Raw genomic sequence first — 12,389 nt, forward strand, 5'->3', positions numbered from 1 at the left:
ATTGCCCACAAACGGTCACGCCGCGGGCAGGCGGTTGATGGCGTGGGCGGCGTCCGTCGCCCAGAGGTACTGGACGGCGTACGCGCGCCAGGGGCGCCAGCGCGCCGAGTGGCGGGTGAGGGCGCCGGGCGTGACGGGCAGCCCCAGTTCGGCGGCGGCGCGCCGCACCCCGAGGTCGGTCGGGACGAAGGCGTCCGGGTCGCCGAGGGCGCGCATCGCGATCACCTCTACGGTCCAGGGGCCGAGCCCCGGCAGCGTGCCCAGGGCCGCGCGGGCGTCGTCCCAGTCGCTGCCGACGCCGAGTGCGACCCGGCCCTCGGCGAGCGCGCCGACCAGCCCCGTGAGGGTGGCGCGGCGGGTGCGGGGCATGGCCAGCGTCTCGGGGTCCAGGCCGGCGAGGGCCTGGACGGACGGGAAGAGGTGGGTCAGGCCGCCCGCCGGGTCCTCCACCTGCTCGCCGTGCGCCGCCACCAGGCGCCCGGCGTGGGTGCGGGCGGCGGCCGTGGACACCTGCTGGCCGAGCACGGCGCGCACCGCGAACTCGTCCGCGTCCACCGCGCGCGGCACCCGCCGCCCCGGGGCCTTGTCGACCAGCGGCGCCAGTTGGAGGTCCGTACGCAGCAGGTCGTCCACGGCGGCCGGGTCCGCGTCGAGGTCGAGCAGCCGCCGGCAGCGGCTGATCGCCCCGGCCAGGTCGCGGAGGTCGGCCAGCGAGAGCTGGCAGGCGATGTGGTCCGGCCGCGGGCTCAGGGTGACCACCCCGGGCCCGTACGGCAGCCGCAGCGTCCGCCGGTAGGCGCCGTCGCGCCACTCCTCGACCCCGGGGACGCCGGTGGCGGCCAGGTGACCGAAGAGGTTGTCCGGGCACAGCGGCGCCCGGAACGGCAGCCGCAGCGTGAGCGCCCCCGGCACGCTGGTCCGCGGCCCGCGGGTGGCCCGCTGCCGCAGCTCGGTCGGGGAGAGCGCGAAGACCTCCCGTACGGTCTCGTTGAACGCGCGGACGCTGGCGAACCCGGCCGCGAAGGCGATGTCCGCCATCGGGAGCGCGCTGGTCTCGATGAGCAGCCGCGCGGTCTGCGCCCGCTGCGCCCTGGCCAGCGCGAGCGGGCCCGCGCCGAGCTCGGCGAGCAACTGCCGCTCGACCTGCCGGGTGCTGTATCCCAGCCGGGCCGCCAGGCCCGGCACCCCGTCCCGGTCCACCACGCCGTCGGCGATCAGCCGCATGGCCCGCGCGACGAGGTCGGCGCGCTCGTTCCACTGCGGCGACCCGGGGCTGGCGTCCGGACGGCACCGCTTGCAGGCCCGGAACCCAGCCTGCTGGGCGGCCGCGGCGCTGGGGTAGAACCGCATGTTCTCGGCCTTGGGCCCGACGACCGGACAGCTCGGCCGGCAGTAGATCCCGGTGGTCACGACGGCGACGAAGAACCACCCGTCGAAGCGGGCGTCCTTCGCCTGTGCGGCGCGGAGACAGCGGTCGGTGTCGGTGTGCATGGGTCCAGCATCCGTCAGCGGGCGGGTCCGTTCTCGCGGGAATGCGACATTGACCTCACCGGGCGGCGCCCGCCCGTGTCGGCCCGCGCCATGTCCCCGTTCCGGCGGTGTTTGGTGCGAAGGGGCAGACCGGGGGCCTGATGATCGGCATGATGAGGAATGTGACGGAACACCGTGAGATACCCCTGGCGAACGGCACCACCGTACGGCTGGAACTGGCTCCCGTAGGGGACGCCTCTCTCGAGGACGCGTACGGCGGCGTCGGTGGCGTGACCCCGGTGGGGCGTGGTGCGCAGGCCGCGGTCACGCTCGCCAACGCCAGTCTGAGCGTCATCCTCCAAGGGCTGGGGTCGGTGCTGGAGGATGTGCACGACGCCGTCCGCTCGACTCCCCATCCGCCCCAGGAGTTCACCGTGCAGTTCGGGGTCCAGGTCGGCCAGGACCTCAAACTCGGCATCGTGGGCGCCAATGGGAACGCCAACTTGACGCTCTCGGCCACCTGGAGGCCGTCGGAGCAGCCCGAGCCGACGGTGCCACCGCAGCCGCCACAGCCGTCCCGGCCCGGCTCCTCGGCCTGAGCCATGGGGTGGTTCCACGCGCACGGGTCCTTGTCACGGCCCGCCGTATCCATTCTCTCCAAGGCCGACGGAAGACCGGCGGGTGCGGGCGTCCTGCTGCCCCGCCGCCATCTGCTGACCTGCGCTCATGTGGTCAACAGCGCCCTCGGAAAGGACAGGCTGGCCCCGGATCACCCGGGCCCGATCGCCGTTCCCGTACGGCTCCACGGACCGGAGCACACCGTCGAGGCCGAGGCCGAGCTGGCGGTCTGGATACCGCCCCGGACCGACGACGGCGGCCTGGGCGCCTTCGAGTGGAACGGCGACCTCGCCGTACTGCGGCTGTCCGCGGCCCTGCCGCCCGCGATCGAGCCGCCGCGCTGGCACCCGATGGCCCAGCGGCAGCTCGTACGGGCCTGGCACGGCAGCGGTGAGCCAGGGGTCTTCGCCGATGCCGAAGTGAGCGAATGCGACGGGCGGTTCGGCTACTTCGACGGCGCCGAGCGTGCCCTGGACATCGAACCCGCCTACAGCGGCGGCCCGTTGTGGTCCAACGAGGAGGGCGCCGTCGTCGGGCTCGTGACGGCGAAGCTCCGCATCCAGGGGACGCTGCGCCGCGCCTGGGGAATCCCCTGGCAGCGCGTGGCGCGGGAGCTGCACGACGCCGGGGCGGGCCATCTGCTGCCCCGGCAGCCCGAGGAGGACGTACGCGACCACCCGGGCTACGCGGAGCTCGTCTCCCTGCTGGACGGGCCGCTGCCGCGGTCCGAGGGCTGGATACGCTCCTGCCGGACGGTCGCCCGGCAGTGCGGCCTCGACCATCGCGCGGACGGCGTGCCCTCCGCCGACGAGTTCGCCCATCTGCTGCTCACCCGGGGGCGTGCCCTGCCCGCGCTGGTCGAGGCGGTGCGCGGCACGGCGGGCACGGCGGCCGACGACCTCCTCGCGATCGGACGCCGTTGCGGTCTGCCCAAGCTGCTCTCGCCGGCTGAGCACGAGCGGCTGCTGGTCCTGCTGCGCGCCCTGCCCACGGCCGCCGCGGCCGGTGTCCCCGGGGCCGTACGGGCGGCGCTGCCGCTGGCGGCCCTGCCCGCGGCGCTGCTCACGGGCGGTGACGGCGGACATGGCGGCGACGGCGGCCACTGTGATGAGGGCAGGAACGGCACCGGCCCCGGCGGACGGTTCGAGGCTCTGATCGCCCATCTGGAGGGGCTGCACGGCGACAGCTCGCCGATCGACGACGGGGTCATGGCCGTGCCGGGGCTGCTGCGCGCCGTGGAGTTCGTGGCCGCCGGGTGCTGTCCGGCGGACCAGCGCACCCCGCTGCGGCGGTGGAACGCGGCGGTCGCCCGCCGCCTCGGCGTCCATGACGCCGCCATGACCGAACGCCGCCTCGAGGCCGAGCAGTGGGCACAGAGCGCCTCCCGGGGCTGCGCGCCCCGCGTCGTGGCGAAGCTGGACCTCTGCGGGGCTCCATCGGGCGGCACGTCGGCGACGGCGCGGGAGGAGCCGGAGCGGTACCGGCTGCGGCTGTGGTGCGACGACGGGGACGGGCTGCGCCAGGTCTCGGACGACAGTGAACGGCCGCGCGGCGCCGAGGAGGTGGCCCAGGAGATCTTCGCCGCCGTGGGCTCACTGCGCCGCCCCGACCCCTCGGGGCCACGGCCCGTCATCGAACTGATCGTGGACCGGGACGCCCTGGAGGTGCCCGTGGACCGCTGGAAGGCCGCGGGGCCGGGCGCGGTGCTCCCCATGCGGCTCGGCACTCCGTACCCCCTGGTCGTCAACTGCCCCGAGCTGCGCGAGCTGAACGGCGGCACCATGCTCGACCAGTGGCGGGAGCGCTGGGTCCGGCTGGACGCCGAGGAGCCCGTGCACATCGACGACGCCACGGCCCCGGACCCGGAGGCGGTGTGCGGGCTGGTCATGGAGCGGCTCACCGCCCGGGTCACCATCGATGTGGCGGCCCACCGGCGCACCGGGGTGGTGCAGATGTGTCTCGCCGCGGGCATTCCGGTGGTGCTGTGGGATCGGAGCGGGGAGGCGGGATCCCCGGCCGTGCGCCACGCGGCGGAGGTGAGCACCCGTGAACTGCCCGAAGCGGTAAGGACTTACCGCACGAAAACCCTGCAGAGACCCGCGGAGTACAGCGGGCGGCCGGTGCTCGCCTGGGCCGACGCCGGACGGGCGCTGCCACGGCTGGACCTCGCGGACCCGACGGAGTGACGGTGGGAAACCCAGGGACCGTGGGACGCGGTGGCCGTGCTGGGCGGGGACGGCGGGACGTGATGACGACAGGAGGCGCGCGATGTCCGCTGAGGCGGACCGAAAGGGAGGTTCCCCGATGAATCCACGGGAACGGCACGACTGGCGGCTGTTCCGGGGGGACGGCGTGCCCCGGCACGTGGAGATGCCACCCGCCCCGCCGTGGCGCCGCTTCGGCGGCGGGGAGCCGACGGCCCCGGACACGGGAGCCCCCGACAACGCGCAGGGGTCGCCCGCGTCCGGTCCGGCGGGCCCGGCGCCGTATCTCATCTCGCCCGAACACGCCGACGTGGTCAACGCCGCCCTCCATCTGCGGCGCCCGCTGCTCGTCACCGGCAGCCCGGGGACCGGCAAGTCCTCGCTCGCGCGGGCGGTCGCGCATGAGATGGGGCTGGGCGAGGTGCTGCGCTGGCCGGTCAACAGCCGTTCCACCGTGCAGGACGCGCTCTACCGCTACGACGCGATCGGGCGGCTGCGCGAGACGGCCCTGACCCGCGACCGTGGCGAGGCCGAGCCCGACATCGGCAGCTTCGTACGGCTCGGGCCGCTGGGCACCGCGCTGGTGCCGAACGAACGCCCCCGGGCGCTGCTCGTCGACGAACTCGACAAGGGCGATGTCGATCTGCCGAACGACCTGCTGACCGTCTTCGAGGAGGGCGAGTTCGAGATCCCCGAGCTGGCCCGGCTGCCGGAGGACCAGTCGGTGGTGGAGGTGCTCACCGCACGGGCGGGCGAGCGGGCCACGGTGCGTCGGGGCCGGCTGGTGTGCGAGGAGTTCCCGGTCGTGGTGATCACCAGCAACGGCGAGCGCGACTTCCCGCCCGCCTTCCTGCGCCGCTGCGTACGGCTGGAGCTGCCCACCCCCGACGAGGGGCGGCTGCGGGCGATCGTCACCGCACATCTGGGGGACGACGCGCTGGAGGAGGTCGATCAGTTGCTGGACGCCTTCCTCCGTCGGCGCGCGGCCCGCGAGCTGGCCACCGACCAACTGCTGAACGCCGTGTTCCTGCGGGCGGGCGGCATGGACGTGACGGCGGACGGGCTCCTGGAAGCGGTGCTGCACCGGCTGGGCGGGGCGGTGTAACGGCGCATGGGCGGGGGTGACGCTGGGCGGGGCGGCGCCGGGCAGGACTGCGCAGGACAGGGCGGCGCCGGGCAGGGCGGCACCGAGCGGTTGGGACGGCTCGACGAGGCGATGGTGGTCCTCGCCTCCAGCGGTCTCGAACTGTCCAGGGAGGAACTGCTCGACGCGCTCTGGCTGGCCGGCCGGCTGCCCGAGGACGGCGTGGAGTGGGCGCCCCTGGCCCGCGCGGTGACAAGTGGCGGGACGGCGCTGCCCGCCACGCGCCCCGAGACCGCCCGTCCCCCCGCCACGGCCTCCCCGGCCGCGTCCGCCCAGCCGGCCTCCGAGCCGACCGCCCCCGCCCGTACCCCCGAGGCCGACGGCCCCGGCGCCCAGCCGTCCGCCCCCGCGAAGGGGCGCCCGGACGACCCGCCGGACCAGCCCCGGCCCCGCCCCCGTGGCGATCAGCGGCTGCGCGGCCTGTACGGCGGAAGCCAGGGCCCCGATAGCCAGGGCCCCGATACGGAAGGGGCGGCCGACGCGCGGCGCGCACTGCCGCTGCGCGTGCCCGAGGACAAGGCGCTGCGCCAGGAGCTGTCCATCGGCCGTGCCCTGCGCCCGCTGAAACAGCACCGCCCCAATCCGCTCAAGCGGGAGTTCGACGAGGCCGCCACCGCCACCGCGCTCGCCGAGACCGGTCTGCCGGACGTGGTGACCCGCCCCGCCCGCGAACGCTGGCTCGATCTCGCGCTCGTCATCGACGACGGGATGTCGATGCTGCTGTGGCGGCGGCTCGCCGTCGAACTGCGCACGGTGCTGCAGCGCTCGGGCGCGTTCCGCGTCGTACGCGTCCTCGGGCTGCACACGCGCGGCGCCGGCGCCCCCGCGCTGCGCGCCCGGCCCTACGCCCCGGACGCGCCCAGGCTCCCCACGACGGCGCTCTCGGACCCCTCCGGGCACACGCTGGTGCTCGTGGTGAGCGACGGGGTGGGAGGCGCGTGGCGCGACGGTCGGATGGGCCAGGTGCTGGCGCGCTGGGCGGGGGTCGGCCCCACGGCGGTGGTGCACGCGCTGCCGCCCCGGTTGTGGGAGGGCTCCGGGATCCGGGCGCGGCGCTGGCAGGTGCGGACCCGCAGACCGGGCTCGGCCAATACGGACTGGACGGTCGCGGATCCGGTGCTGCCCGCCGCCCTGGCGCGTTTCGAGGGGGTGCCGGTGCCGGTGCTGGAACCGGAGGCCGGGCCGCTGGCCGACTGGGCCCGGCTGATCGCCTCCGCGAGCGGTACGGCCGTCCTGCCGCTGCTGGACCCGGGGCGCGGCGGCCCCCGCCCCGGCCCGGCCGCCGCCCCCGGCCCGGCTGCCTCCCCGACCCCGGCCGATGAGCTGAGACGCGTCCAGCGCTTCCGCGACGCGGCCTCCCCGGAGGCGTACCGGCTGGCGGCCCATCTGGCCGCCGTGGCCCCGCTGCCGGTGCCGGTGATGCGGATGGTGCAGAAGGCGGTGGACGGCCGGACCGACACCGGACGTCTTGCCGAGGTGTTCCTGGGCGGCCTGATGCACCCCGTCGAACCGCCCGCCTCGGCGGGACCGGACCCGCTGCCGCCCGAACACCGGCCCTTCACCTTCGCCGACGCGGCGCAGCGAGCGCTGCTGGGCGCGGTGCCGCTGCCCGAACTGATCGCGACCAGCAAGCTGATCGGCCGTCGTCTTGAGCAACTGGCGGGCCGTTCCCCCGACTTCCCGGCCTGGCTGGCCGACGCGCGCGGCACCGACCGGCTCCCGCCCGGCGCCCGGCCCTTCAGCGCGGTGGAGCGACGGCTGGCGACCCGGCTGGGGGCATCGTCGCTGTCGTCGGCGTTCGCGACCGCCACGGCGGCGCAGGAGTGGCGCCGCCCGGAACCCGGTGATCCGCGCACGCTCGGCCCGTACCGGCTGACGATGGCCGGGCCGCCGGGAGCGCGCGTGATCCCCTATCTGGGCCAGGACGCGTACGGTACGCGGGCCGTCGTCCAGATCGCCCGCCATCTGCGCGGACAGCAGGCCGCCGACCTGCTGGGCGTGGAGGCGGAGGCACTGCGCCGGATGGACGGGCGCTACTCCCGCCGTCTGCTGCGCACGGGGCTGGGCGACGACGTTCCGTGGCTCGCGGAGGAAGCCTTCATCGGGGAACGGCTGGACTACGTCCTCCGCGGCTACGCCGAGCGATGGGACGACCGGCTGGACGAGGCCCTCCGTACCGACCCCGGGCGGTGGGACGGGCACACCGCCCTCGCGCTCGCCCGCCAAGTCGCGGACGCGGTACGGCTGTCCGAGGACGCGGGAGTAGTGCACGGTGACCTCACCATCAGCACCGTGCATGTCGCCGGGGCGGACATCCTCCTGACCGGCTGGTCATCGGCCTCCATCGACGGTGTGCCCTCCCCGGCACTCGGCGGCGACCGCCCGCCGACCCCCGAGGACAACGTCAGGGCGCTGGGCGACATCCTGCTGAGCCTCGGCGGCGGGGCGCCGACACGTCGGCCCGCCCCGGGGCTCTATTTCATGTCGCGCTGGAGCAGTGCCGCCTGGGAGCCGCTCCGCACCCTGGTGATGTCGTGCCGGGAGAGGCCCTACGGCCACACCGCGCACGAGGTCTGGGAGTTTCTCACGCACTTCCAGCCGGAGGCCGGGCCGTCGAAAGCCCTCGCCCATCGACCCCGGCCCCGCCCCGGGGAACCCACCGTCTGCGCGCTGTGCGGCAATCCGCTGGAACCGAACGACCGCTACTGCGGCGCGTGCGGTGCGGATCTGTCCGCGACACCGCCACTGTCGGCGCCGCCCGGCTCCGCTCGCGCATCCCGTACGGACCCGGAGAGCGGCCTGCCGTCGGTCGACGGGTATCGGGCCCACCGCAGGCTGGGCGGCAGTCGGGGGTTCGGCGTCTATCTGGCCCGTCGGCCGGGCGCGTCGAACGATGTGGTGATACGCGTCGCCCCCGGCGGCACCGCCCAGGGCATCGGGCGGCGACTGTGGGCCGAGGCGGAGGCGCTGCGGCGGATGGCCGGGCACTACGCCCCCCGGCTCCTCGCCGACGCCTCCTCTTCCGACTCTCCGTGGCTCGCAGTGGAATGCGTCCAGCTCTCCGACGGATCACCGGCACCGCCGCTGTCCTCGCTCCTGGGCCGGAGGCCCGACGGCTCCCCCTTGTTGGACGCCCTGCGCGCCGCCACCATCGGCCTCCGCATCGCCGAGGCGGTGAACATGTGCTCGCTCAAGGGCGTCGTTCCCGGGCCGCTCACGGCGGACACCGTGCTCGTCACCGACAGCACGGTGAAGCTGATCGGCTGGACCGACGCGAGCATCGGCGGCCGCCTCCCGGGAGCTCCCACCGCCGCGGACAGCGTCCACGCCCTGGGCCAGATCCTCCGCGACCTGAGCGACGCACAGCCGACGGGTGACCTCATCCGCACCATGGACCTGTGGCGCAACCCCCAACTGCTCTCGACCATCTCCGCCTGTCTGGACGACCGGCCGGGCAGCCGACCGTCGGCGGGGCGGGTGGCGGACGTCTTCGTCCAGTGCCTGACGACCATGCCGACGTTCGGCCACGAGACGCTGTACGAGCTCGAGTCGACGGACGCCCAACTCCCCGACGACTCGCCGCCGGACACGTCCGTCCCCGGCCCTCAGGTGCCGCTTCCGGAACAGCCCGAGACCCCGCCCGCCCGCGCCGCGCGCCCCAGCCGTCTGACGGCCATTCTCCGGAACGCCGGATTCGGCAGAAGTGCCCGGCGGCAGCGGAAACGGGAGTTGATCCTGAGGGACCTGACGGTCTGCCACCGCATCGCGGTGATCAGCCACCCGATCGGGGTCGGGCGGACCGCCACGACCCTCGCGCTCGGCGCCATCTTCGCGAGCGAGCGCGAGGAGCACGTCCTCGCGGTCGACGCGATTCCCGGCGGCCGGGGTCTCACCCTCCGCGTTCGGCACGAGACCAGGGCGACCATCCGTGATCTGGCGCACAGCGATCCGCTCCCCGACGACCATGCGTCCCTGGAGCGATTCACCACACAGAAGCCGTCCGGACTCGAGATCCTCGCGGGGGACTATGACCTAAGGAGGCTTGGAACCCCGCGAGTCTCGGTCGCCAACGAGGAGTACCGCCGCGTCATCGGGGCGCTGAGCAGGCACTACTCGATCATTCTCGCCGACTCGGACACCGGCACGTCCGACACCAGCATGCGGGGCGTGATCGACCTCGCCGACCAGCTCATCATCGTCACCACCCCGTCCGCGGAACTCACGAGCAGCGCGCGCACGATCCTGGACCGGCTGGCCGAGGACGGCCACGCGGAGCTGGCACGAAACGCCATCACTGTGATCAGCACATCACACGAGACGTCCCAGCCCGACCCGAGAGAAGACCCGGTCACGGAGTTCCGGGCCCGGTGCCGCGGCGTGGTCGTCGTGCCGTACGACGACCATGTGGCCGCTGGGAGGGATATCGACCTCGAGCAACTGGCGCCCAGGACCCTCGACGCCTACCTCGATATCGCGGCGCTGGTCGCGGAGGGGTTCCCCGGGGCCGGAACATAGCGCCCGCCCCGAGGGCCTATCCTCTACGCCATGTCCGCCGATTTGATCCGCATCGTCTCGCGCTCCTCCCCCATGGCCCTCGCCCAGGTCGAACGGGTCCGCACCGAGCTGGCCGCGCTGCGACCCGGTATCCGTACGGAGGTCGTGCCGGTCACCACCTCCGGCGACCGGTGGATGGGCGATCTGTCGAAGCTGGGCGGGAAGGGGGCGTTCACCAAGGAGGTGGACGCCGCGCTGCTGGCTGGCGAGGCGGACCTCGCGGTGCACTGCATCAAGGACGTGCCCGCCGACCGTCCGCTGCCCGCGGGCACGGTCTTCGCGGCCTACCTCAAGCGGGACGACATCCGCGACGCCGTGATCCACCCCGAGGGGCTGACCCTCGACGAGATGCCCGCGGGAGCCCGGATCGGCACCTCCTCGGTCCGGCGCGTCGCCCAGCTCGCCATCACCCATCCGGAGCTGGAATGCGTGCCGATGCGCGGCAACGCCAACCGCCGGCTGGAGAAGCTGGACGCGGGCGAGTGCGACGCGCTGATGCTGGCCGTCTCGGGGCTGGAGCGGATCGGCCGTACGGACCGGATCAGCGAGATCCTGCCGGTGGACACCATGTGCCCGCCCATCGGGGCCGGGGTGCTGGGGCTGCAGTGCCGCGAGGACGACACCGAGACGATCGAGGCCGTGGCCGGGCTCGGCGACGCCGACGTCTGGAAGGAAACCACCGCGGAGCGGATGCTGCTGCATGTGCTGCAGGGGCACTGCAACTCCCCCATCGCGGGATACGCCAAGGCCGAGCGGGACGGGCGGCTCTCGCTGCGCGCCCGGGTCTTCAGCCCGGACGGCAAGACGGTGCTGGACGCCCACGAGTGGGCGGGCCCGCTGGACCCGGCCACCCTGGGCACGTCGGTCGCGGTGGCGCTGCTGCGGCAGGGCGCCCGCGAGGTCATCGACACGATCCCGCACTGACGCAGCTCCCGGCGCCGTCCGGGCCCTACCTCCGGCTGGCCCTGTCTCCGTCCGGGCCTTACCTCGCCCGCAGCCTCCGCCACACCGCCCGCGCCGCGTGGTGCCCCGACATGCCGTGGACGCCGGGCCCCGGTGGGGTGGCGGAGGAGCACAGGAAGACCGCCGGGTGGGCGGTGGCGTACGGGACGCGGGCGAGCTTGGGCCGTATGACCGCCTGGATGCCCTCGAAGGCGCCGCAGGCGATGTCGCCGTCGATGTAGTTGGCGTTGCGCGCGGCGAGTTCGGGCGGTCCGGCCACCGCGCGGGCCAGAACCAGATCGCGGAAACCGGGCGCGAAGCGCTCGATCTGACGCTCGATCACCTCCGTGGCGTCGCCCTTCCACCCGCTGGGCACATGGCCGTACGCCCAGAAGGTGTGCTTGCCCTCCGGGGCCCGGGAGGGGTCGAGAAGGGTCGGCTGAGAGGTGATCAGAAACGGGACGGAGGGGTCGCGCCCGTCGACGGCGGCCCGTAGCGCCGCGCCGATCTCGCCCGAGGTGGGGCCGACGTGGACGGTGCCCGCGCGCCGGGCCTCGGGCGCGGTCCACGGCACCGGGCCGGACAGCGCGTAGTCGATTTTGAAGGCACTGGCCCCGTAGCGGTAGTGGCGGTAGGCGTTGCCGAGACCGGCGATACGGGCCAGGGCGCGCGGCGAGGTGTCGAAGATGTACGCGCGGGCGGGCGGCAGCTCGTCGAGCCGCTTGACCTCGGTGGAGACGTGGATCGTCCCGCCGTTCTCCCGCAGATACGCCCCCAGCGCGTCCACGATCGACTGGGAGCCGCCGCGCGGAATCGGCCAGCCGACCTCATGGGCCGCGACGGCGAAGATCAGGGCGGGTCCGCTGGTGACCAGCGCGCTGGTCGGCGCGATGGTGTGCCCGGCCAGCCCGGTGAACAGGGCGCGCGCCTTCTCGTCGCGGAAGCGGAGCGGCCCGGCGAGCAGCGAGACCGGCTGCAGCGCGTGCAGCCCGAAGCGGGCCCAGGTGATCGGGTCGCGGGGCACCCCGTCCCAGGGGGTGCGCAGCAGATCGGGGGCGAGGGTGGCCCATTTGCCCAGGTAGGGCGCGATCAGCCGACGGTAGGTACCGGCGTCCCGCGGACCGAGCGACCTGGCGGTCTCGCCGACCGAGCGGGCCAGCACCGCGGCCGTGCCGTCCGGGAAGGGGTGGGCCAGCGGCAGCTCGGGGTGGAGCCACTCCAGGCCGTGCCGGGCGAGCGGCATCCGGTCGAAGGCCGGGGAGCCGATGGCGAGGGGGTGCACGGCGGAGCAGGGGTCGTGCCGGAAACCGGGGAGGGTCAGCTCTTCGGTGCGGGAGCCCCCGCCGATGGTGTCCGCGGCCTCGAAGATCTCCACCGCACAGCCGCGGCGGGCGAGTTCGACGGCCGCGGTCAGCCCGTTCGGCCCGGCTCCCACAACGACCGCGTCGAGCATGGAC

The 12,389-nt window shown here is 74.5% G+C and carries 7 protein-coding genes; 5 read left to right on the forward strand and 2 right to left on the reverse strand.

The features are described 5' to 3' along the window. Window positions 1-15: 15 nt before the first annotated feature. Window positions 16-1,491 carry a DNA-3-methyladenine glycosylase 2 family protein gene (locus tag J5X86_RS21930; protein ID WP_208518444.1) on the reverse strand — a complete coding sequence of 492 codons (1,476 nt, stop codon included), beginning with the start codon at window positions 1,489-1,491 and terminating at the stop codon, window positions 16-18. A 152-nt stretch (window positions 1,492-1,643) separates the two neighbouring features. On the opposite strand from J5X86_RS21930, the gene J5X86_RS21935 reads away from it, so the two are divergent. The 5 genes from J5X86_RS21935 to hemC all read left to right on the forward strand — a co-directional run bounded on the left by J5X86_RS21935 (window position 1,644) and on the right by hemC (window position 10,914). Then, window positions 1,644-2,069, forward strand: a complete 426-nt coding sequence (locus tag J5X86_RS21935; protein WP_243981032.1) for a CU044_2847 family protein — start codon at window positions 1,644-1,646, stop codon at window positions 2,067-2,069. Between the two features lie 30 nt (window positions 2,070-2,099). Next, a complete protein-coding gene (locus tag J5X86_RS21940; RefSeq protein WP_243981033.1) occupies window positions 2,100-4,274 on the forward strand; it encodes a trypsin-like peptidase domain-containing protein in 2,175 nt (724 codons plus the stop codon). Between the two features lie 118 nt (window positions 4,275-4,392). Then, a complete protein-coding gene (locus J5X86_RS21945) occupies window positions 4,393-5,397 on the forward strand; it encodes a MoxR family ATPase (RefSeq protein ID WP_243981034.1) in 1,005 nt (334 codons plus the stop codon). A gap of 6 nt (window positions 5,398-5,403) precedes the next feature. After that, entirely contained in the window at window positions 5,404-9,951 is a 4,548-nt protein-coding gene (locus J5X86_RS21950) for an SAV_2336 N-terminal domain-related protein (RefSeq protein ID WP_243981107.1), read from the forward strand. Window positions 9,952-9,981: 30 nt separating this feature from the next. Then, window positions 9,982-10,914, forward strand: coding sequence for a hydroxymethylbilane synthase (gene hemC / locus J5X86_RS21955; RefSeq protein ID WP_208518448.1), 933 nt, complete (start codon window positions 9,982-9,984; stop codon window positions 10,912-10,914). A 58-nt stretch (window positions 10,915-10,972) separates the two neighbouring features. Here hemC and J5X86_RS21960 read toward each other — a convergent pair whose 3' ends face one another. Further along, entirely contained in the window at window positions 10,973-12,385 is a 1,413-nt protein-coding gene (locus J5X86_RS21960) for an NAD(P)/FAD-dependent oxidoreductase (RefSeq protein WP_208518449.1), read from the reverse strand. Window positions 12,386-12,389: the final 4 nt, after the last annotated feature.

This window comes from Streptomyces sp. NEAU-YJ-81 (assembly GCF_017592595.1).
In the GTDB taxonomy this organism is placed as follows: domain Bacteria; phylum Actinomycetota; class Actinomycetes; order Streptomycetales; family Streptomycetaceae; genus Streptomyces; species Streptomyces hygroscopicus_B.